Source organism: Clostridium neuense, assembly GCF_045310695.1.
GTDB lineage: Bacteria > Bacillota > Clostridia > Clostridiales > Clostridiaceae > Clostridium_S > Clostridium_S neuense.
The window spans coordinates 24,496-46,665 of record NZ_JBJIAA010000025.1; the positions used below are offsets into that span (position 1 = coordinate 24,496).

Annotated in this window: 18 protein-coding genes; 12 read left to right on the plus strand and 6 right to left on the minus strand. The window is 29.7% G+C overall.

Going from position 1 to position 22,170, the window contains the following annotated elements:
* Positions 1-154 precede the first annotated feature (154 nt).
* The 3 genes from ACJDT4_RS21975 (at position 155) to ACJDT4_RS21985 (ending at position 3,676) form a co-directional block, all read left to right on the plus strand.
* Entirely contained in the window at positions 155-1,549 is a 1,395-nt protein-coding gene (locus tag ACJDT4_RS21975; protein WP_406789752.1) for an APC family permease, read from the plus strand.
* 46 nt (positions 1,550-1,595) lie between these two features.
* Complete coding sequence (gene gabT, locus ACJDT4_RS21980) at positions 1,596-2,936, plus strand: 4-aminobutyrate--2-oxoglutarate transaminase (protein WP_406789753.1); 1,341 nt, start codon at positions 1,596-1,598, stop codon at positions 2,934-2,936.
* A 218-nt stretch (positions 2,937-3,154) separates the two neighbouring features.
* A complete protein-coding gene (locus ACJDT4_RS21985) occupies positions 3,155-3,676 on the plus strand; it encodes a peptidylprolyl isomerase (protein ID WP_406789754.1) in 522 nt (173 codons plus the stop codon).
* Positions 3,677-3,751: 75 nt separating this feature from the next.
* Here the strand turns inward: ACJDT4_RS21985 and ACJDT4_RS21990 are convergent, their stop codons facing one another.
* Complete coding sequence (locus ACJDT4_RS21990; RefSeq protein WP_406789755.1) at positions 3,752-3,955, minus strand: cold-shock protein; 204 nt, start codon at positions 3,953-3,955, stop codon at positions 3,752-3,754.
* A gap of 305 nt (positions 3,956-4,260) precedes the next feature.
* Here ACJDT4_RS21990 and ACJDT4_RS21995 point away from each other — a divergent pair, with 305 nt between their 5' ends.
* From ACJDT4_RS21995 to ACJDT4_RS22005, 3 genes are all read left to right on the plus strand, one after another.
* Positions 4,261-5,958 carry a methyl-accepting chemotaxis protein gene (locus tag ACJDT4_RS21995; protein WP_406789756.1) on the plus strand — a complete coding sequence of 566 codons (1,698 nt, stop codon included), beginning with the start codon at positions 4,261-4,263 and terminating at the stop codon, positions 5,956-5,958.
* A 493-nt stretch (positions 5,959-6,451) separates the two neighbouring features.
* Complete coding sequence (rhaM, locus tag ACJDT4_RS22000; RefSeq protein WP_406789757.1) at positions 6,452-6,766, plus strand: L-rhamnose mutarotase; 315 nt, start codon at positions 6,452-6,454, stop codon at positions 6,764-6,766.
* A 30-nt stretch (positions 6,767-6,796) separates the two neighbouring features.
* Positions 6,797-8,116, plus strand: coding sequence for an MFS transporter (locus tag ACJDT4_RS22005; RefSeq protein WP_406789758.1), 1,320 nt, complete (start codon positions 6,797-6,799; stop codon positions 8,114-8,116).
* 196 nt (positions 8,117-8,312) lie between these two features.
* Here the strand turns inward: ACJDT4_RS22005 and ACJDT4_RS22010 are convergent, their stop codons facing one another.
* Positions 8,313-9,776 (minus strand): sensor histidine kinase, encoded by a 1,464-nt coding sequence (locus ACJDT4_RS22010; RefSeq protein ID WP_406789759.1) that lies wholly within the window; start codon positions 9,774-9,776, stop codon positions 8,313-8,315.
* Complete coding sequence (locus ACJDT4_RS22015) at positions 9,776-10,462, minus strand: response regulator transcription factor (protein ID WP_406789760.1); 687 nt, start codon at positions 10,460-10,462, stop codon at positions 9,776-9,778. Before ACJDT4_RS22015 ends, ACJDT4_RS22010 begins: the two co-directional genes overlap by 1 nt.
* A gap of 120 nt (positions 10,463-10,582) precedes the next feature.
* On the opposite strand from ACJDT4_RS22015, the gene ACJDT4_RS22020 reads away from it, so the two are divergent.
* Both ACJDT4_RS22020 and ACJDT4_RS22025 read left to right on the plus strand, forming a co-directional pair.
* Complete coding sequence (locus ACJDT4_RS22020; RefSeq protein ID WP_406789761.1) at positions 10,583-11,353, plus strand: YdcF family protein; 771 nt, start codon at positions 10,583-10,585, stop codon at positions 11,351-11,353.
* A gap of 155 nt (positions 11,354-11,508) precedes the next feature.
* Positions 11,509-12,381, plus strand: coding sequence for a DUF1002 domain-containing protein (locus ACJDT4_RS22025; protein WP_406789776.1), 873 nt, complete (start codon positions 11,509-11,511; stop codon positions 12,379-12,381).
* 210 nt (positions 12,382-12,591) lie between these two features.
* Here the strand turns inward: ACJDT4_RS22025 and ACJDT4_RS22030 are convergent, their stop codons facing one another.
* From ACJDT4_RS22030 to ACJDT4_RS22040, 3 genes are read right to left on the minus strand one after another with little or no spacing between them, the layout of a single operon-like run.
* Positions 12,592-14,385 (minus strand): ABC transporter ATP-binding protein, encoded by a 1,794-nt coding sequence (locus tag ACJDT4_RS22030; RefSeq protein WP_406789762.1) that lies wholly within the window; start codon positions 14,383-14,385, stop codon positions 12,592-12,594.
* A complete protein-coding gene (locus ACJDT4_RS22035; protein WP_406789763.1) occupies positions 14,336-16,078 on the minus strand; it encodes an ABC transporter ATP-binding protein in 1,743 nt (580 codons plus the stop codon). The genes ACJDT4_RS22030 and ACJDT4_RS22035 overlap by 50 nt, the downstream gene beginning before the upstream one ends.
* On the minus strand, positions 16,075-17,079 hold the full coding sequence (locus tag ACJDT4_RS22040) for a LacI family DNA-binding transcriptional regulator (protein ID WP_406789764.1): 1,005 nt from the start codon (positions 17,077-17,079) through the stop codon (positions 16,075-16,077). The genes ACJDT4_RS22035 and ACJDT4_RS22040 overlap by 4 nt, the downstream gene beginning before the upstream one ends.
* Positions 17,080-17,439: 360 nt before the next feature.
* Here ACJDT4_RS22040 and ACJDT4_RS22045 point away from each other — a divergent pair, with 360 nt between their 5' ends.
* From ACJDT4_RS22045 to ACJDT4_RS22060, 4 genes are all read left to right on the plus strand, one after another.
* Entirely contained in the window at positions 17,440-18,432 is a 993-nt protein-coding gene (locus tag ACJDT4_RS22045; RefSeq protein ID WP_406789765.1) for a glycosyltransferase family 2 protein, read from the plus strand.
* A gap of 38 nt (positions 18,433-18,470) precedes the next feature.
* Positions 18,471-19,952: a glycan biosynthesis hexose transferase WsfD gene (wsfD, locus tag ACJDT4_RS22050; protein WP_406789766.1), complete on the plus strand. Its 1,482-nt coding sequence runs from the start codon at positions 18,471-18,473 to the stop codon at positions 19,950-19,952.
* Positions 19,945-20,199 (plus strand): hypothetical protein, encoded by a 255-nt coding sequence (locus ACJDT4_RS22055; protein WP_406789767.1) that lies wholly within the window; start codon positions 19,945-19,947, stop codon positions 20,197-20,199. The genes wsfD and ACJDT4_RS22055 overlap by 8 nt, the downstream gene beginning before the upstream one ends.
* Positions 20,200-20,780: 581 nt before the next feature.
* Positions 20,781-21,959 (plus strand): acyltransferase, encoded by a 1,179-nt coding sequence (locus ACJDT4_RS22060; RefSeq protein ID WP_406789768.1) that lies wholly within the window; start codon positions 20,781-20,783, stop codon positions 21,957-21,959.
* Positions 21,960-22,170 lie beyond the last annotated feature (211 nt).

The window sequence follows — 22,170 nt, forward strand, 5'->3', positions numbered from 1 at the left end:
AAAATATTTCAAATGTGATAAATTATATATAACATTATTAATAAATTAGTAATTTAATAGAATTATATATAATATATTAATAATAAAACGTAATAAATATTAATAATAAATGAAAAGCGATGCTTCGGATATAGGAGTTTGGAGGTAGTGAATTATGGAAAAATTAAAAAAGGATAACTTAAGCATAATTGAAACTGTGGCTTTATCAGTTGCAATTATAGCACCAACGGCATCAATGTCACTAAATATATCATTAATGGCTAAAACAGATAAATTTTCTTCACCGCTTGTGTTTTTGATTTCAACTATTATTGTAGGAATTGTATCCTATTCAGTAATTAAGTTTAATACTTGTATGTCAACGGCCGGTTCCCTTTATACTTTCACAAAAGAAGCACTTGGCAGGAGAGTAGGATTTATATCAGGTTGGTCACTTTTATTTGCTTATATGGCACTTGCAGCCGGCTGCAGTGCAGGAGCAGGAGCTTTTACCTCTAAACTTCTTTTATCTGTATTCGGAATACATGTAGGTTGGCTTCCATTATCAATTGTTATTTCTATGATTATGATAATTTTAGGGATTACAGATGCGAAAATAAGTACAAGAATAATGCTTACAATGGAAGGAATATCGATTTTACTCATATTAGCTCTTTCAATTGTAATCATATTTAAAGTTGCTTTTACTAAGGGCTTAACTATTGCTCCTTTTAAACTAAATGGTGTTAAAACATCGGCTATTGCCAGTACTTCAGTGCTTGCATTTTTATCATTTATAGGTTTCGAAAGTGCATCTAGTTTAGGAGAAGAAACAAAAGAACCTCATAAGTGTATTCCTATAGCTATAGGAAGTGCTGTATTTGTAACGGGAGTTTTTTATTTATTGTCAAGTTATGCTCAAGTTATAGGCTTCGGATTGGATGCTAAAGGATTAAAAGCAATAACAGCCTCTACTCTTCCACTTTCGGATTTGGCAGGTATATATGCATCTAAAGGTTTTGGAACTCTTTTGATTTTATCTGCATCACTTTCATTTTTTTCTTGCGCGCTTGGCTCTGTATGTGCAGGTGCAAGAATGTTATTTTCCATGAGTAGGGATGGGCTTATGCATAAAAGTATGAAAAAAGTTAATAGAAGATATAATACACCTTATGTTGCACTTATATTGATAGTTACAGTTGATTTAATTGGCCAAATATTATTTTTTAATAAAGATGGTATTGATGTGTTTAGTTATTATGGAACAATTGGTTCTCTTGCAATTTTGGTGTCGTATATATTTACTAGTGTTGGAGCGATAGTTTATTTTACAAAAAAGAAGATTTGGAATGCATTACATTTAATAATTCCAATTTTAGGAATTGTATCTTTATTGTATGTATTATGGTCAAGTATTTATCCAATTCCGGAATTTCCACAGAACTTATTCCCATATATAGTTTTAGCATGGATTGTACTGGGTGTTATATTAAGTAAGTTGTTTAGTAAAAAGGAAGTATATGTTGAAACTGATAAGCAGGAAGAGCTTATTGTTGAAAATGCTAATTAATTAAAAAAGTTAATATATTTTAAATTAAAATACTGGAGGTATTATAATGATAGAAGAGTCAAATGCAAAAATTATTACAGAGGTTCCAGGACCTAAATCTAAGGAGCTTATTCAAAAAAGAGAAAGATATGTTGCAAATGGCGTTAGCTGTAGTGCACCTATATTTGTTGATGAGGCTAAGGGAGCACTTATAAAAGATGTAGATGGCAACGTGTTTGTCGATTTTGCAGGTGCAATAGGTGTTCAAAACATTGGTCATAGAGATGAAGGTGTAGTTGAAGCTATAAAAGCTCAGCTTGATAAATATATCCATCCAAGCTTTCATATGCATATGTATGAGCCATATGTAAATTTAGCAGAAAAGCTTACTCAAATTACACCTGGAAATTATCCTAAAAAAGCAATGCTTGCAAATAGCGGAGCTGAAGCTGTTGAAAATGCCATTAAAATAGCCAGAGCATATACCAAAAAAAGTGGTATAATATCTCTTCAAGGTTCTTTTCATGGACGTACAAATATGACTATGTCAATAACAAGCAAGTATAAACCTTATAAAAATGGATTTGGACCTTTTGCTTCAGATACCTATAAAACTGATGCAGCTTATTGCTATAGATGTCCATTAGGATGCAAATATCCAAGCTGTAAAGTTGCGTGTGCAGAAAAACTCAAAACTATGCTTAACACTGTTGTTTCACCAGATGAAATCGCGTGTCTGATTGCTGAACCTATTCAAGGTGAGGGAGGATTTGTTGTTCCGCCAAAGGAATATTTTAAAGCTCTTCAGCAAATCTGCAATGAAAATAATATAGTATTTATTGTAGATGAAGTACAAGCAGGCTTTGCAAGAACCGGAAAGACCTTTGCACATGAAAACTTTGAAGTTGATGCTGATATAATAACTATGTCAAAATCTATAGCGAATGGAGTGCCCTTAAGTGCTGTAGTTGGAAAAGCTGAAATAATGGATGCAGCTTGTGTTGGCGGCATAGGGGGAACTTATGGTGGAAGCCCTCTTGGATGCGTGGCTGCACTTAAAGTTATAGAAAAAATAGAAAAAGAAGATTTAAATTCCAAATCTCTTGAGATGGGTAGCTATATAATGAAAAGATTAAATGAAATGAAAGAAAAGTATTATGTTATTGGCGATGTGAGAGGACTTGGAGCTATGATAGGCTTAGAATTTGTTAAAGATAGAGAATCAAAGGAACCCTATGGTGAAATAGTTAAAAAGACAATTAAATATTGCTTTGAACATGGGGTTATATTCCTTAACGCAGGACTATTTGGAAATGTAATTCGTTTTCTTCCACCTCTTGTAATGACTGATGAGCAGCTTGAGTATGGTCTTAATATTTTAGATGATGCAATAAAAGAATCTATTTGATAAATTTTAAATGGGGTGTCGCATTAATATATTTTTTTATGCTAATGCGACACCCCATGTGATTTTTGAGCAAAATGCTATATACTTTAATTCATTCCTAAAATTCTGCAGGTACAGAGGAATTTTTTCCTTGCACTACTTTGCAATATTTATGGATATATATTTCCTACTTTGGTATAATAATTAAATGTATATTTAATTTATAAAATGGAGGAAGAATGATGGAAAATCCAATAGTTACAATTGAGATGGAGGATGGAAATAAAATTGAGGCTGAATTATATCCAGCTGTGGCCCCTAATACCGTAAATAATTTTATTTCTTTAATAAACAAACAATTTTATGATGGTACTATATTTCACAGAGTCATTCCTGGGTTTATGATTCAAGGTGGAGATCCTGAAGGAACAGGAATGGGCGGCCCTGATTATTCAATAAAAGGTGAATTTTCTTCAAATGGCTTTAAAAATGATTTGAAACATACAAAAGGAGTTATGTCAATGGCAAGAACTTCTTATCCAGATTCAGCAGGTTCTCAATTTTTTATAATGTCTAATGATGCACCACATCTTGATGGAGATTATGCTGCTTTTGGAAAAGTAATTTCTGGAATTGAGGAAGTTGATAAAATAGTTTCTTCTAAGAGAGATTATTCTGATAAACCTTATGAAGATCAAAGAATAAAGAAAATGACTGTTAATACATTTGGAAAAGATTATCCTGAACCTGAAAAGATATAATTAAGATAAATAACTTCATGCTTTAGCATGAAGTTATTTTAATCTTAATGTATATAGGTATATATATTAATTAAATTATAATCTAACAACGTTAGCTGCTTGAGGTCCTTTTGCACCGTCTTCAACGTCAAATTGAACTTTATCGCCTTCATTAAGATTTTTTCTTCCAGTCATGCCTTGAATTGCAGTGTAATGTACAAATACATCATTTTCTCCTTCAACTGCTATAAATCCATAGCCTTTTTCTGAATTAAACCATTTAACTGTTCCTGTTTTCATTATATCCTCCTAAAGTGGCACACAATTATTGACATATTACCATATATCTGTGGGCCTAATTACAAGTTTATTATAACATAAAATGTAATATAATGAAACGTTGAAGTATGTATTATGCTGTTATAGTAAATGTTGAAATTTATACATTTATATAAATATGCAGTATTAATTTATCAAATAAAGCAATGATTATATAAAAATGTGTAATAAAATGTTATAATATATTTAAACTTTGTATAAAAAAGTGATGCATAATTAAAAAATGATCATGTAACAAATCAAACATAACTTAGGAGGGCTAACTTATGAAAATAATGTTTAAAATTTTATTATCTTTCATGTGTGTTGTTATTTTAACATGTGCCATAGGGGTATTTGGAATTACTCAAATTAGAAAAGTTAATTCCAATATAGGTACAATTTATAATGTAGATATGAATGGAAGCAATACACTTAATGAACTAAAAAATAATATTGCAACAGCTAGGGTAAATATGCTATTGCTTATGGATCCTAATAATTCTTATCAAGTCGATAAGTTAATTGAAGCTATGGGATCACTTGAAAAAAGTAACAATCAATTGCTTGGGTATTATAAGAAAAATTTGATTACAAATCAAAATAAAAAATCTTTTGAAGCATTTGAACAGTATTTTGATGGATGGAGAACAACGAAGGATCAATGTATTAATTATGTGAAAAATAAGGATTATAATGATGCTCAAGTTGAGTTTGAGAAAAATTCCGATTATTTATCAAGTATAGTTGAAAATTTAGATAATGAAATAGAATCAAATACTAAACTGGCAAAGAAGGATTATAATAGTAGTCAATCTGAATTTGAAAAATCTATTATTTTCGCTATTTTTATTATTATAATAAGTATGGTAGCTGCTATTTTGCTTGGAATATTTCTTGCTAAAGATATACATAATGCTTTAGTTAATATAAGAGAGTATGCTAAGCAGCTCGCAAACTTTAATTTTTCTACTCCCATACATATGAATAGAAAAGATGAATTTGGAGAAACAAGCAAAGATCTTAATAAAGCTCAAGAAAATGTAAGGAATTTAATAAAGATGATTATGATTAATTCACAAGATATGAGTGCTGCTAGTGAAGAACTTTCGGCAACTTCTGAGGAGTTATCATCAAAGGCTGAAACCATAAATAATGCAGTAAATGGTATAGCTTCATTAGTAAATAAAACTAGTGATGTTTCTCAAGAGATAACTGCTGCAGTAGAGGAAATTAATGCGAATGTAAATCAATTATCTTCTAAATCTGCTGATGGAAGTAAAACTGCTAGCGATTCAAAGCAAAGAGCTACAAATGTAAAAAACCAAAGTGCAGTAGCAATAAAAGAAAGTAAAGAAATTTATAGAAAAAAGAAAGATGATATAATACAGGCAATTGAAAATGGAAAAGTGGTCAATGATATTAAGAATTTAGCAGATGCTATTGCACAAATATCAGAACAAACAAATTTACTTGCATTAAATGCTGCAATTGAAGCAGCAAGGGCAGGAGAAGCAGGAAAGGGTTTTTCAGTTGTAGCTGAGGAGGTAAGGACGCTTGCAGAACAGTCTTCTGAGTCGGTAAATGGTATCAATGAAACTATACAAAAAGTTCAGGTAGCATTTAAGAATCTAGCCTATAATAGTGACGAAATATTAAAATTTATGCGTAACGACGTGAGTAAAACCTTTGAGGCTTTTGATGATGTTGGAAACAAGTATTATTCAGATGCTGATTTTGTAAGTAAAATGTCTGATGAAATAGCAGTAATGGCTCAAGAATTAAATGAAACAATAGGCCAAGTAAGTGAAGCTGTACAAAATGTTGCAAATGATCAACATAAGTCGGCTGAAAATACTGAAGAAATAAGATCAAGTATTAAAGAGGTTACCAGAGCTATAGAGCAAGTGGCAGTTACATCTCAAAGTCAAGCAGAGCTTGCCCAAAAGCTTAATGAAATGGTACTAAAATTTCAGATAGATTAAAATAAATGTTTCTATAGAGCAAAATAGCTTCATTAAAGAAAAGTTAATAAAATATTTTAAAATAATAAAGGAGAATCCTTGTATATAAGGATTCTTCTTTATTTAAGGTTAGAGGCTTTTTCTATTTATATAGTGAAGTAACTATAATTAAAGATGCAGCAATAATGCAAATAAGGATAAAAAATTTATTTTGTTTGGATATTAAAAATGATAGCTGAATGAAATATAATTTAAGCATAAGTAAACGATTAGATGGAGGGGGGATTATTATGAAATACCATTTGATAATTAATATAGAGGGCTCAAGTTGAAGCAATATGCTGTAAATTTTAAAGTGGTATAAGAAATTTAGTAAGAAGCATTTTGAGGATATTTCTTATGTATATGCACTTATATAATTTGAAGTATTGAAAGCTGCATATAAATTTTTTGCAACAGAGAATAAAAATAAAAAGGTATTTATCTAGTTTTAATTGTTAAGGGGGAAAATAAAATGATCCGTAAAGGCAGTATAATGAGATTATTTAGTGGTTTTGAAGATGAATATAAGAAACGTCATAGTGAAATTTGGCCTGAAATGGTTGAGATGCTAAAAAAATATGGTGCCCAAAACTATTCGATTTTCTTGGATGTGAAGACAGGTAATTTATTTGCTTATGTGGAAATAGAAGATGAAAAATTATGGAATGAAACTGGGGAAACTGAAATTTGCAAGAAATGGTGGGCTTATATGAAAGATATTATGGAAACAAATTCTGATAATAGTCCTGTATCAATTGAATTAAAAGAAGTATTTCATTTAGATTAAATGTAAAGGGTTTAACGGGGGGAATAATTAATGAGTATTAGTAAAGAAAAAAAATCACTTTGGATAGCAACGATTTCGGCATCCATGGCAAATTATATTGATGCTGGATCTATTGTTGCAGGAGCAGCAGGCTTATCACTTTGGACTGCTTATCTTCATATGAGTGATATACAACTTGGAGCCTTGAGTGCTTTTAGTTCAAATGCTGTTTCAGCGGCCATTGGAGCGTTAATTGGCGGTAAGCTTTGTGATAAATACGGGCGTAAGTTAATTTACAATTGTTCTATGTTATTTTATATGGTGGGAATATTACTTATTGTTTTTGCGAAATCCTTTCCAATGTTTTTTATAGGTTACCTAATCGTAGGATTATCAGTTGGTGCTGATATACCAGCATCTTGGACTACTATTGCTGAAGGTGCTCCAGCTAAAAATAGAGCAAAACATTGTGGGTCTGCACAGATTGCATGGTCAGCAGGTCCAATCATAGTATATGTTCTTTCAGTGGCATTAGGTGGCTTAGGGTTACTTGGTAGTCGTATAGTTTTTGCACATTTATTTTTTGTTGCACTTTTTACTTGGATACTAAGAAGAGGGGTACCAGAATCGGCATCTTGGAAGGCTGAACAAGAGAAAGAAAAAGAACTTGCGGCCAAAGGAAAGGAATCACAGAAGCTTACTTTTAGACAACTATTCACAAAGACAAATATTAAATCAATGTTGTTTTTGATTGGAGTTTATCTTTTCTGGAACTTGGCGGCAGGAACAATGGGTTTCTTTATGCCATTAATTTATCAAACAGTTGGTAACGTTTCCTCACAAACAGCAAACTTACTTCAAGCAGGTTTATTTGGACTTACAGCAGTTGGAACATACTTTGTCTTTATGGGGTTAGGAGATAAAATAAGCCGCAGAGGCATTTATGCAGTATCATCAGTAATGGCAATAGCAGCATGGTCAATATTTATATTGCCACAATCAAGTATGAAACCTTTTATGCTAGTTGTATTTGTTGTTGTATATGGACTTTCTTGCGGATTTGGGCAACAACCATTTTATCAATTATGGTCAAGTGAACTTTTCCCAACAAAATACAGAGGAAGTGCTCAAGGTGTAATGTTCTTTGTTGTCCGCGTAGCACTTGGTATATGGAGTTTTATAGTTCCAACAATTATGAGTAAGTTTGGATTTCAATTGGCAGCAGCATGTATGGTAGGCTTTCTTATAATTAGTGCAATAATTGGAGTTACGTTTGCTCCAAATACTCAAGGAAAGACACTTAAAGAAATTGAAAATGAACGTTATGGTAATACAAAAATCGAAGAAAAATTTTGTGATGAGACAGTTTAATATATATTTTCAGTAAGTTTTGGTTAAGGCAAGGAGGAAGGTTAGGAATTACTATTTTGCTTTTTTCTTATGTAATGGAATATACAAAAAGGTTTTAAGCAAAGCATAAATGGTCTGTACAAACTTTCATAGAGATAATTATTGAAATGAAAGTTTGTACAGACCATTTCTAGTAAAAAGCTTTATTAGAATACTGTTACATAGTAGTTAAATATATATAAAAGATAGTTCCTTTTCCTAAGGTGCTTTTTACGTCTATTTTGCCTTTATGAGCATCTATTATTGATTTTACGATTGGTAATCCAAGACCATAACCGCCATGTTGTCTTGAGCGATGAGACTCACTTCTAAAAAATCTATCGAATATTTTATTTAAATCATCTTCAGCTATACCTGTTCCATTATCACTTATTTTAAGAACCAATAAGTTTTTGTTATCTATAATTTGTGATTCCAGTGATATTGTGATGATACCGTATTTTTCATTTGTATGATTTATGGCATTTTGAACGATATTAAATATAACTTGTTTTACTTGATTTTTGTTTCCTAAAAAATACATATCTTCATTTAAAATAAGATTTATCTTTCTATCTTTTGAAAGAATTTTTAGTTGGGGATAAATATCCTCTATTATGCTTTTCATATTTTGCTTTGACATTTCTAATTCTGTTTTTCTATCTAGTCTAGTTAATATTAAAAGTTCATTTACAAGCTCGGTAAGGCGTTCACTTTCTGTTAAAATACTATTTAAAGCTGTATTGAGTTTCTTTTCATCTTTGGCGGCTCCCATAAGCAAAACTTCAACAAAACCTCTAATAGAGGTGAGAGGAGTTCTGAGTTCATGTGAAGCATCTGAAATAAACTGCTGCATTTTCTTTTTTATGGCATTTTCTTTTTTGAAGGAGGTCTCTATACGTTCAAGCATTCCATTAAAAGCCATTGATAGGCTGTCGATTTCTAATTGCTTGTTATTTACAGGAAGTCTTTTGTTGAGTTCTTGAGGTGTAATCTGTTTTACAGTACTAGTCATATTATATAGAGGATTTAAAGTGTGTTTTAATACTGCACCACCTATTATAACACCTAGAATTAGAATAATAATGCATGCAAATATGTATGTAGAAAGTTGCTTGTAAAGTATAGACATAATTGGATCAGCCTCAGTACTTAATTGAACTAGTCCAGAACTAGAATGTAAGTCTCCGATTTTTCTCCATATGACTAAGTCTAAATTACCATATGTGTTTTTAATTAATGCATATCCTTCAAGATTCCCTTTTTGATGCATTATAGTTTTGTAATCATTTTGAGTAAGCTGTGGTGCTGGAGCTCCGTGTTTGTAATTGCTTTTAGAAGATACTACGTTTCCATCACTATCTATAACAGAAGAGGCTATACCAAAATCAACGCTATTTTCTACAAGCTCATCAGCATTGCTTATTATATCCTCTTTTGAATATAGATTCATCATAGTCTTGGATATATTATGCATGCGTGATTCCAAAACCTGTTCTTTACTTTTACATAAGTAATGTTTTAAAGAAGCATATTGAAATATTTCTGCTATTATAAGAAAGAGTATTAAAAGTAGGAACATCCTTGTTAAAAGCTGAAACTTTAAGCTTTTTTGTTTAGGAATGCTAAATAATTTTTTCATTATATAACCACCTTATATCCAACACCTCTTACAGTACAAATTATATTGTGCTCCTTGTCATTAAGTTTATCTCTTAAATATCTTATATAAACCTCAACAATGTTTTCTTCACCGTTGAAGTCATATCCCCAAACTTTTTCTAGAATGATACTTTTGCTTAAAACAATTCCATTGTTAGTAAGTAAATATTTTAGTAAGTTGTATTCTGTAGGTGATAAATTTAATATTTTATTGTTAAAACTTATTTCATGAGCGGCATCATCTATTATAAAATTTCCAATATTAGTTTTTGGAAGCACTTCAGGCAAAGTGTTTCTGAGCCTAGCGTTAATTCTTGCAAGTAATTCTTTAAAGCTAAAGGGTTTTACCATATAGTCATCAGCCCCAAGATTAAGTCCAAGAACGCAATCATCAATGTCATCCTTTGCTGTTAACATTATAATTGAGGTTCTTATTGATTTTTTTATTTTGGAGCATACTTCATAGCCGTTCATTCCAGGCATCATTATGTCAAGTATTATTAGTTCTGGTTTTATTTCTAATGCAGTAGAAAGAGCTTCTATGCCATTGTAGGCAGTATGTACAGTATATCCTTCATTTTCTAACCCCATTTTTATAAATTCAACTATACTTTCCTCGTCATCAACAATTAATATATTAACATGCTTTTTATTAAAAAAAGTCATAACTACTTCTCCTTTTAAGTAAGTATTATTTATATTATTTTATCAGATTAAAATATAAAATAAAGTATTACTTAAAAATTAATTTGTGATAAAATAAATTAAGTCTTGGGGGTGAAAAATATGTTTAAGAGGAACTTAGGAATATTTTATGTTATATTAGGAGTTTTTAATATTATTTATTTTGCAGCATGTCTTATTACTTTTGGATTTATAATTAATTTTTCATCATTTTTTGCCTTTATAGGTTTCATTCTTATAGTAATTGGAATTTTAAAGATCAAAATTAAAGGGAGTATTTTTAAAGGGAGGTCTAGTAATATTTTAAATTTGTTTAGATTATTAATTATAATATTTTTAATTTCTTTTGCTGCAATCGAAAGTATGCTCATATATAATTCATTTGAAAAGAGCAATAGAAAAACTGATTTTGTTGTAATACTTGGAGCAGCAGTTAGAGGAAAAACCATGACTTTAGCACTTTGTCAGAGAATGGAAAAGGGACTTGAATATTTAAATCAATATCCAGATATTAAGGTGGTGGTTTCTGGGGGTAAGGGTCCTGGAGAAGATATACCAGAGGCTGAGGCTATGAAAGATTTTTTGCTTAAACATGGTATAAATCAAAGTAGAATAATAGTAGAGGATAAATCTAAAAACACTATGGAAAACTTAAAAAATACAAAAAAAGAACTCCAGAAATTATATGGACAGCGTGATTTTAAAATAGCACTTGTTACAAATAATTTTCATGTATTTAGAGCAAAAATGCTTGCAGAAAGGTTTGGATTTAAGGTATATGGTATTCCAGCACCTGTTCATCCAGGCATTGTACTTAACTCATATGTAAGAGAATATTTTGCAGTTATAAAATCATTTATATTTGATAGATAATATTTTTAGTATATAATATATAGATAAACCGTTTCAATTATTGAAATTCATGTGCACCATAATGCCCTGAGGAGAGCATTTTGGTACAAATAAATTTTAAGTTTCAAGATGGTTTATCTTTAGATGCAATATATAGTAAAAAGGAGACTTGTATTATGAAATTTAAAGCAATTGTAAGTAGGGTATTAGCGGGAATTTTGGCTTCATCTTTATTAGTATGTGCGCCTTTGACAAAGGTTAGTGCAGATGCTTATAAAAGTGTCACTTTAGGAGGAGATTTAAGTGATCAACAAAAACAAGACATGCTTAAATACTTTGGAGTGACTAAGGACGATGCAAATGTAATAGAAGTAAATATAGATGAGGAAAGAAAATATTTAGGAAATACTGCTTCTAAAAATCAGATAGGAACAAAGTCTATATCGTGTTCATATATAGAACCTACTAGCAGTGGTGGCTTGAATGTGAGCACTCATAATATATACTGGGTTAATGGAAATATGATAAAAAATGCGCTTATTACAGCAGGAATACAAAATGCAAATGTTGTAGCAGCAGCACCTTTTAATGTATCAGGTACAGCTGCACTAACAGGAATATTAAAGGGATTTGAAACCAGCAAAAGTGGAAGCAAGATAAGTGAAGCAAACAAAGAAGCAGCAAATCAAGAATTAGTAACTACGGGTGATCTTGGTCAGAAAATTGGTAAGGATAAAGCAGCTGGCTTAATGAATGAGGTTAAAAAGGAAGTAGTTGAAAAGAAGCCTAATGATAAAGCCGAAACTCAAAAAATAGTAGAAAATGTAGTCAACAATTATAACTATAATTTAAGTAAAGACGATATAGGTAAAATTACCGATGTAATGAATAAAATAAATGGCTTAAATCTAAATTATAGTAAAATAAAAGGGCAACTAAATAGTGTTGCAAACAAATTAGGATCGATTCTTAAAAGTGATGAGGCTAAGGGATTCTTTAGTAAAGCGTGGGATTCAATTAAAAATTTCTTCTCTGGCATTTTTGGATAAAAACTTAGGCGTTAGTGAACACTTCAACTATTGAAATTTGGCTGCACCAAATGCCCGGAAGGTGTCATTTTGGTGCATATAAATTTCAATATCTAAATAGGTTAAACATGCTTCAGCCTTCATTATTATATGTTGTGTTACTGTATATGTTATTAATAGATGTTTTATAAAATTAAACAAAAATAAATCCTAAAGGGTTATGCTTTAAATTTAACTTATTGCTATTTCTTTGGTGCTTTCATAAACCAACTTTTTATAATATCCATCCTTACTCATAAGTTCATTATGATTTCCAATTTCTAATATTTCACCGTGCTTTAAAACTATTATTTTATCTGCATTTCTTATTGTCGAAAGCCTGTGAGCTATCACTAAGGTTGTCTTTTCTTTTGTAATATTTTCTATGGCTTTTTGAATAAGCTTTTCTGTATGTGTGTCTATATTGGCAGTGGCTTCGTCTAAAACAAAAATACATGGGTTATGGGCTATAGCTCTTGCAAAGGATAATAGCTGTCGCTGACCTGCAGAAAAAGTACTTCCTCTTTCCATAACAGGTTCATGAATTTTATTTGGCATCATTTCAATAAATTTAGAGGAATATGAGTTTTTTATAGCTTTATCAATTAAAGCATTATCAATTGAATCATTTAGCGTGATGTTTTTTTCAATGTCACCAGAAAATAAAAATACATCTTGCAGTACAACAGCTACATTTCTTCTTAAATCTTCAAGTCTTATATCGTTTATATTAACTCCATCAATTAATATTTCACCTTTTTGAATCTTATAAAAACCGCTTATAAGGCTTATTATAGTAGTCTTTCCTGCACCAGTTTCACCTACAAAGGCAGCGGTTTCACCTTTATTTATGGTGAAGCTTAAATCTTTAAGTATCCAGTCCTTTTCGTTATAGGAGAACCAAACATTTTTGAACTCTACTTTTCCTTCCATATGTTTTATGGAAACTCCTTCATTAAGCTTTTCAAGAATATCCTTTTGATCAAGGAGTTCAAAAATTCTGTCAGCAGATACTAAAGCAGATTGTATTGTGGTGTAATTATCTGCAAGATCTGAAACCGGATCAAAGAACTGTCTTATATAGGTAGTAAATGCATACAAAACTCCAACTTGAAGAGTGCCTTGTGCAATTTTTCCCATACCGTACCAAATAATAATTGCTATTGAAAGGTTTTGAAATACAGTTGAAGCAGGTTTTAGAAAACTGTTAAGAAAAACTTGAAATAAGGTTGCATCGAAGTATTCATCATTAAGCTTTGAAAATTCCTCCTTCTTTTCTTTTTCTGCCCTAAAAATTTGCACAAGTTTCATTCCAGAAATATTTTCAGCCATAAAGCCATTTATTTTTCCAATTAGTGATTTCATTATTACAAAATTTTTCTTGACTTTAGTTTTCAAAGCAAAGATTATAAAAAGCATAATAGGTATTACTGAAAAAGATACGAGGGATAGTTTTATATTCATGGAAAGCATAGCATAAACAATTCCTATTAAAAGAAACACATCTTTAAATAAGTTTATTATTACATCTGTGTACATTTCACTTAAAGCTTCTACATCATTTGTTGCTCTTGTTATAAGTCTTCCAGAAGAAGTTTTATCAAGATAAGACAAAGGGAGAAGCTGTATGGTTTTAAATACATTACTTCTTAAGGTTTTCATAATACTTTGAGCTGCTCTATTTATTAAATTGGCTTCGCTTATTGAAAAAAGTCCACCAAAGGCTACTATTAAAAAATATAAAATTCCCATTGAAGTTATGGAATATAGGCCGGCTTGAGGCTTTTTAGAAACTAGAAAATCGTCTATTACTATTTTTAATATATAAGGTTTAAGTAAATCAGCAGCATTTATCAAAAGTACGCAAATAGAAGCAAGTATAATTTTTTTTATGTGAGGTAGCGTAAGCTTTAAGAGCCTTTTAAAACTCTGCATTTTAAGAGGCTTCTGATTGTTTATCCTTGAACTGTTCTCTGTAGATGTCATAGTATATACCTCCTTTATTTAGAAGTTCATCATGAGTGCCTTTTTCTACTATAGTACCTTCATCTAGCACTATTATTTCATCTGCATCCCTAACAGCGGAAAGTCTATGGGCAATTATGATTGCTGTTTTATTTTTTCTTATAGCTTTTAGATTATCTAGTATTTCAGTTTCAGTTACAGCGTCAACTGCCGACAAGGAATCATCTAGTATTAATATAGGAGGATTTTTAACTACGGCTCTTGCTATAGATATCCTTTGTTTTTGACCTCCAGAAATGTTTACTCCTCTTTCGCCAAGGATTGTATTAAAACCATTTGGAAAGTTAATTATGCTTTCATATATGCATGCTGCTTTAGCTGAATTTTTAATTTCTTCATAACTATATATATCTTTAAAAAAGCTAATGTTTTCTTTTATATTTGCAGAAAACAGAAAGTTATCCTGTGGTACGTAACCAATATTATTTCTTATAGAATTGAGTGTGTAGTCATTTATATCAACGCCATCTAAAAATATTTTTCCATTTTCTACGTTATAAAGCTTTAGAAGTAAATTATTTAAGGTTGTTTTTCCAGCACCAGTTTTTCCAACAATACCTACTGTAGAACCTTTTTTTATGGTTAGATTTATATTGTTTAAAGCTTTTTTGCTAGAGCCTGGATAACAAAACGTTAAATTTTTAAATTCAATATTTCCTTCGATGTTTTTTTCAAGCATAGCATTTCCATCAACAACAGCAGGTTTTACTTCAAATATTTTGTTAAGTCTTTTTAAGGAAGCCATTCCTCTTTGGAAGACAATAATTACACGCCCTATAGACATTACCGGTGCCATAATCATTGATATGTAAGTATTAAAGGCAACGAAATCTCCTAAAGAAGTTTGACCTTTTAAAACCATGTTTCCTCCTATAATTAAATTGCAAACAAAGCTTATACTAAAGCAAAGTTCAATTATTGGAGAAAGTGCAGAAGAGATTTTGACTAATTTTAAGTTTGAATTCATCATTTTATCATTGAGTGCCTCAAAATTTTTAACTTCTTTTTCTTCTTGAACATAAGCCTTTATAACTCGTATTCCATTTATATTTTCCTGTACTCTATCTGATATGTTTGCAAAGTTTTCTTGAACCTTTCTAAATCTATGCTGAACCATTTTACCTATTTTAAGCATTATGATTACTATAAAAGGTATTGGAATAAGGCACATTAAAGTTAGTTTGAAGCTTATGCTAACTACCATAGAGTAGATTGAAGAAACGCATATTACAAGACCATTTATTGACATAGCTGTAGCTGGTCCAAAGGTCATTCTTACAGCGGAAATATCATTTATAGCATAGGCTATAAGGTTGCCTGTTTTTTCATTGTTATAAAATTCAGGTGATAGCTTTTGAAAGTGATCAAAAAGCTTCTCTCTTATATTATTTTCAAGTTTTCTTCCGCCACCCATGACCATGTTTCTCCATACAAAGGTACATACAAAGGTTGAGAAGGCAATTAAAATCATATAAATGATGTTTGAATTAACATTCATGCTTTTAAAATTACGATTTTTTAAAATATCTATAGTGTCTCCAAGTACTTTTGGAAATAAAGTTTGTATGTATGATGAAGCAACCATAAATATTAAGCCAATGAAGTATCTAAGCTTGTTTTTTTTAAAGAAATTGATTATTATATTTTCTTTCATGCATATTCTCCTTTTGTGAGTTTTTTTACTGAATCTCTTTCTATTAAAAAGCCGTTTATGGTTATATTTTCATAAGGTTTTTCAGAATCATTAATTCTTTTCATGAGTAGATCAATGGCACTGTTGCAGGAATATTCTATATTAATGTCTATGGTTGTAAGAGCAGGTATTGATATCGAGGCTACCTCTTGATTACCTTTACCTATTATTGATACATCTTCTGGAACTTTAATGTTATTTTCATGCAGCAATTTTATTACCTTTAGCGCAGTTAAATCACCCTGACATATAATTGCTGTAGGTCTATCTTCAAGAGTTAAAATTTTTAATAATTTTTTATTGAAATCATCAGCTTTATTATCTATAAAAAATTCTTTGTTTATTTGAAGCTTATATTTGTTCATAGCGGCTTTCATGCCAAGTACCTTTTCACCTAATATATATGTTGATAAATTTCCAATAAAGCCTATACGTCTGTGTCCATTATCTAATAAGTATATACATTGCTTGTAAGTAACATTTGCAGCATCAAATCTTACAGTGTCACAGTCCAGAGAAGGGGAGTAGTTTGCATATGAAACTTGACATTTTACTTTTGATTTTAAAAAGTTTATGTAGTCTTCATTAAACCTTCCTATAAATAGTATTCCATCAAAATAATTTCCTTTTAAAAGTTTATATGGAAGCTCTTTTTGATTCTGCTTATCTTTTGACACAAATTCTATACTGTATTCAGCATTTCTATTTTGAAGATTTGTTTCTATGCATTGAAGAGTAAAATTAAAGTTTGGGTTATCTTGTAGGTTTGTTTTTTCATGAAGAATTAAAATATTAACGTTATTTTTTGATTTTTTATACCCTAAAGCTTTAGCTTTAAAAATAATCTTATCTCTAAGTTCCTTGCTTACACCATCTTCGCCTCTAAGTGCTCTGCTAACTGTAATTGAAGATACGTTTATAGTTCTAGCTATATCGGAGATGGTGGCTTTTTTATGTTTCAATACAATAAATCCTCCTTTTTATTAGATATTGTTTTATAGTATGACAAATTTATTATAGACTTATAACCGCTGAAATTCAACGTTATAAAATATAAGATATAACGTTATAAATTATAGAGACACTTATAGCAAAAACTTAAAAGAATCTTAATAATTTTTTTATTAAGTTTTTAACTTTTATGCTTTAAAATACATTATATGGGCATAATATATTAATAATTATTTTATATGTAAATTTTTATGTTTGCTCACCATATGGTAAAATTTTCCCCCATTTACCGTATCTAATATATAGAAATATAGTCCTAATTATCTTCAATGATTTTGAAACATAATTATAAAGTAGAAAAGGAGAATTATATGAAAGGAAAAATAATATATTCAATTGTAGTACCACTATATAACGAAGAAGCTGTAATTGAAGAGAGTTACAAAAGACTAAAAGTAGTAATGGAAGCTTCTAAGGAAAATTATGAAATTATATTTGTAAATGATGGCAGCTTTGATAAAACAAGATATATGGTAGAAGCAATGTGTAAGAAAGATGAGCATATAAAACTTATAAACTTTTCTAGAAATTTTGGTCATCAGGCGGCTATAACAGCAGGTATGAAGGAAGCAGCAGGTAAAGCTATAGTAGTGATTGATGCAGATTTGCAAGATCCTCCAGAGGTTATATTAGAGATGATTAAAAAATGGAAGCAGGGCTATGAAGTTGTATATGGTAGAAGATCCAAAAGAGAGGGCGAAAGCTTTTTTAAAAAATTTACAGCCAAAATATTTTATAGATTACTTAGACGTATGACAAGTATAGATATTCCAGTAGATGCAGGAGATTTTAGGCTTATAGATAGGAAGGTTTGCGATGCATTAAATTCACTGCCAGAGAAAAATAGATATGTGAGAGGTCTTGTAAGTTGGGTTGGTTATAAACAGACTTTTGTTGAGTTTAAACGTCAGGAAAGATTTGCAGGAGAAAGTAAATATCCATTAAGGAAAATGATTAAATTAGCTTTTGATGGTATAACAGCTTTTTCCTATACTCCAATGACAGTTGTAGGGGGCTTAGGAGGAGTGATTTTTTCAGTTGGTTTAATTTCCACTCTCTATATTTTAATAAAAAATTTATTGCTACACTCACATGTTTTAAGCTTAAGCTTAATAATGGCTGTTAACTTTATTATGTTTGGATTAATGTTTATTAGTATTGGTATTATAGGACAATATATAGGCAGGGTTTCAGATGAAGCTAAGAATAGACCACTATATATAATAGACAGTAAGATAAAGGGTGAAGATAAAATGAAAGAATATGAAGTTGAAGAAAATTTAAAGAATGATGAAGTATCATAGAATTTTATTTGGAAGGATACTAGCTGATGAGGTTAATATTGAAAAAAATAAATTATATAAAAAATAACTGTTTAATTGAAACGGTCATCTTAGTTATAATAGGAATTATACTTTTAAATACACTATTTATCTATCCTATTATTGGTAGGTATAATAATGGTGATTTTGATAGACTTATGGTATATGGTGGACTAAACGAAATGGGAAGAAATTATCATGAAATTTATGATGGCTTTATGCATGCTAAGTATTTGGTAACAGATCCAGGTGTGTTTTTACCTTTTTACTGGGATTGGGTTTCTGAAGCTGTGCTTGTAAAGTTTGCAGTAGTACTTTTTTTAATTGTGAATGGTTTTAGGTCTAATATATTCGATATTCGATATTTATCCTTTTTTTATTGTGCGGCATTTTTATTAGGAATATTTTTAGTATTAAGATATAATAGACTTTCTAAAGTTACTAAGCTTTTTGCAGGAGTGTTTATCATTTTATTTTTTACTAGCACCTGTTATATTGCTTATTTTAATTCTTTTTATGGAGAAGCAGGTACTATAATTTTTTTCTTTCTTACTATAGGAACTTATTTGCGTTTGATAACTATGAGTAAGCCGAGGATAAGAGATTTTGTATATTTTTTTATAGCATCTGGGGGGTTTTTAACTGCTAAGTCACAAAATTTGCCTCTATTTATTTTTATGTTAATAATATATGGAAGTTTATATGTTTGTTATAGTGAGCTAAGGTATGGAAAAGAAATTTTAATAGGTTCGGTGTTTGTATTTGTATTTTGTTTTATTTCTTATTTTTCATTAACAAATACCATTAAGGAAAATAATTTATTTCAGTCAGTTTTCTGCGGCGTTTTACAGCAATCTAAAACACCTGAAAAAGATTTAACGGAACTTGGATTAAATAAAAAGCTTGTGATTTTTAATGGGCATTCCTTTTATAATAAAGATAAAGGACTCGATCCTTTGGGGAAGGACATGATGAAAGAATTTTATCCTAAAATTTCAAATTGGAAGATACTTGGATTTTATTTAAGTCATCCAGGTAGGATGTGGGAAAAAATAGAAGATTCAGCTAATAATGCATATGCGTTTAATAAACCAGGAAATTGGAATTTTGAAAAAAACCAAAAAGATTCTAAAAAATTAGTTAATAATTTTAGAATTGAGCTTATAGATAAATTTCAAGCTTTTCATCACAATGTTTATGTTTTTATAGTCTTTTCAATTATGTACTTTGGAGTTTCATTATTTTATCTTATAACAAGTAAGAAAAGAGATATAAAGCTTTTAAATTTAATGATAATATTTATTCTTGTAGCTGGAGCTTCACAGTTTGTTTTACCTATTATAGGAGCTGGGCACTGCGACTTTGGTAAGCATTTGTTCTTGCTTAATTTATGCTATGATACTATGTTTGGAATTTCACTACTTTGGTGTATGCATATTATCCCAAGGGTACTTTATGCTGCAAAATTTAAAATTAGAAAGAGAAAAATTTTAAATGGATAAAAAGCTGTTTAGCTTTTATAAAACAGCTAGTTATAGTGATGGAAGCTGGGGAAGATTATATGATTATATTAAAAAAGCTTTTGCTTTTATTATTTGTAATTTTGTAGTAGTATTTGGATTTTCAAAATTAACTGATGATAATGATAAAAAACTTTTATTGTTTTTATCATTCATTATAATCTCGCTTTTAATTTATATTATTTGTGAAATTGTTTTGGAAAGAAAATTAGCAAAACAAGCTAATTAAGAAAGTTTTTATGTACCAAATAGAGACAAACAACTTGAAGCAAAAGTATATAAATATGGGCTCATAATATATTCAATTATATATATAGCTGCAAGTGTTTTGATTGTTTTTGCTTTATAAATTAAAATAGCATGAAAATAATTTTAGTGTTTTTAAGCAACAGTGAATTGTCAGTACTTTTAAGCTTTTATGTGCACCCAAATTTTTCGTAATGAAATGGAGAAAAACTTTCCTTTTAGGTTAAGTGAAGTAATAATGTTGAAGAAATGGTTTAAATAAAATTGTATAAATCTTAGAGCAAAAATTCTTAAAAGCTTAAGATAAGAAGGATAATGGACTAAAGTCCAAACCTCGTATATGTTTACTTTCAATCTGTTTGAGCATTTTCTCAGCGAGTTATTGAAAGTTCTTAGATTTTTAGGATTTTTACTCTTAGATTTATTAATTTTATTTAATATTTCGAAACATTATTACTTCACTTCTTTTTTTTCTTAAGAAAATCTTCATAATTTTTTATGCTGCTTTGTAATTTTTCATCCTTAAAATTAAAGTACAGAATAAAATTTAGGATGTGAAATTTAATGAAGAACACGCTATTAAATGATGAGGAGAGAATAAAAGAAATTGATGTACTAAAGGCAGCGGCGTTTATATTTGTTGTGGCCCAGCATACTATAGGAGGATATTCAAATGTTAAAAACCTCTATTTTTTAGATTACGGGATTTTAAAATTTTTATATGTAATAGCAAAACCAGCTGTGCCAATATTTTTATTTATTAGTGGTGTTTTGTTTTTTAGAGCATATGGAGATAAGCTTAATTTAAAAGATTTTTATTTTAAAAAATTTAAATATATATTTATCCCATATATAATTTGGTCTGCTTTGAATATGTATTTTATGAATAATACTGAACGTTTTAGTGATTTTATAATTGAAATCCTTGCAGGAAACGGAGCCTTCCATTTATGGTATATGGGCATGGTTATAAGACTTTTTTTAGTATTTCCATTGATTTTTTATGTAGCTAAAAGAATACATAAAAGCAAAGTTATTATAAGAATAATTGTTTTTATAGGTCTTGTAGTTTTGTACTATGAAGTAAATAAATATAACAATGTAATAAGTGATTATGTTGGAAAATTAATATTTGGTGCTCCAACAGAGCTTCAGCAGAAAATAGTAAATGTTTCATTTGTATTTTGGTATTTGTACCTTGTGCTTGGTATATATTTAGGTTTGAATTATGAATTTATTAAAGAAAAGCTAGTTAAATGTAGGATGTTAATATTTTTAATTTATGGGCTTCTTTTAACTTATGAATATTTAAATGAAATCAATTCTTTTAAGTTTGTAAGAAGTTTATCAATAGCATACTATTGTTTTTCAATATCAGCTTTTTATGTAGCAGGAATAATGCTTTCGAAAAAAATAAGTCTGTATAGGATTATGAGCTTCATAAGTAGATTTTCTTTTTGTGCATATATGGCACATGTTATAGTTATTAATCATGTAGTTCAGTATTTGCAAATAAAGTTTCTTATACATGATTATTTAATACTTGGAATTTTAACTTGCATTTTAGTGTCAATAATTACACCAGCAATAATAAAGACTTTAAGTTATATACCATTTTCAAGTATTATTACTGGAGTTAAGCAATCTAAAATACAATTACTTAATTATAGCTTTGAAATAAAAGTTTGGAAGAATAGTGAGAAAGGTAGTAAAATTGTTTATAAAGCATTTGAAAAAAAATAACAAATCCAGATTGCGAGTTAATTTTGTGTAATGCAAGGAAGCAGGTTTCGCTAATACTGGGTAGTCTTAGCGGGTTCGGTTGACGAAGTAGTACGCAAAATTAGCCGCAAGATGGACATGTTATTTTTTTAAAAATGCCTAAGGCAGGCGTATATAAAATTGAAGGGTAGTGAAAGTTTTGCTATCACTGTTGAAAAAAGTTTTTGTGGGA

What these genes read in the sequence shown, in the direction of transcription:
- ACJDT4_RS22010 (WP_406789759.1), bottom strand. Translation starts at nt 9,776, where the DNA reads ATGAAAAAATTATTTAGCATTCCTAAACAAAAAAGCTTAAAGTTTCAG.
- ACJDT4_RS22005 (WP_406789758.1), top strand. Translation starts at nt 6,797, where the DNA reads ATGAGTATTAGTAAAGAAAAAAAATCACTTTGGATAGCAACGATTTCG.
- ACJDT4_RS21975 (WP_406789752.1), top strand. Translation starts at nt 155, where the DNA reads ATGGAAAAATTAAAAAAGGATAACTTAAGCATAATTGAAACTGTGGCT.
- gabT (WP_406789753.1), top strand. Translation starts at nt 1,596, where the DNA reads ATGATAGAAGAGTCAAATGCAAAAATTATTACAGAGGTTCCAGGACCT.
- ACJDT4_RS22020 (WP_406789761.1), top strand. Translation starts at nt 10,583, where the DNA reads ATGTTTAAGAGGAACTTAGGAATATTTTATGTTATATTAGGAGTTTTT.
- ACJDT4_RS21990 (WP_406789755.1), bottom strand. Translation starts at nt 3,955, where the DNA reads ATGAAAACAGGAACAGTTAAATGGTTTAATTCAGAAAAAGGCTATGGA.
- ACJDT4_RS22025 (WP_406789776.1), top strand. Translation starts at nt 11,509, where the DNA reads ATGAAATTTAAAGCAATTGTAAGTAGGGTATTAGCGGGAATTTTGGCT.
- ACJDT4_RS22015 (WP_406789760.1), bottom strand. Translation starts at nt 10,462, where the DNA reads ATGACTTTTTTTAATAAAAAGCATGTTAATATATTAATTGTTGATGAC.
- ACJDT4_RS21985 (WP_406789754.1), top strand. Translation starts at nt 3,155, where the DNA reads ATGATGGAAAATCCAATAGTTACAATTGAGATGGAGGATGGAAATAAA.
- ACJDT4_RS21995 (WP_406789756.1), top strand. Translation starts at nt 4,261, where the DNA reads ATGAAAATAATGTTTAAAATTTTATTATCTTTCATGTGTGTTGTTATT.
- ACJDT4_RS22060 (WP_406789768.1), top strand. Translation starts at nt 20,781, where the DNA reads ATGAAGAACACGCTATTAAATGATGAGGAGAGAATAAAAGAAATTGAT.
- ACJDT4_RS22030 (WP_406789762.1), bottom strand. Translation starts at nt 14,385, where the DNA reads ATGACATCTACAGAGAACAGTTCAAGGATAAACAATCAGAAGCCTCTT.
- ACJDT4_RS22035 (WP_406789763.1), bottom strand. Translation starts at nt 16,078, where the DNA reads ATGAAAGAAAATATAATAATCAATTTCTTTAAAAAAAACAAGCTTAGA.
- rhaM (WP_406789757.1), top strand. Translation starts at nt 6,452, where the DNA reads ATGATCCGTAAAGGCAGTATAATGAGATTATTTAGTGGTTTTGAAGAT.
- ACJDT4_RS22045 (WP_406789765.1), top strand. Translation starts at nt 17,440, where the DNA reads ATGAAAGGAAAAATAATATATTCAATTGTAGTACCACTATATAACGAA.
- ACJDT4_RS22055 (WP_406789767.1), top strand. Translation starts at nt 19,945, where the DNA reads ATGGATAAAAAGCTGTTTAGCTTTTATAAAACAGCTAGTTATAGTGAT.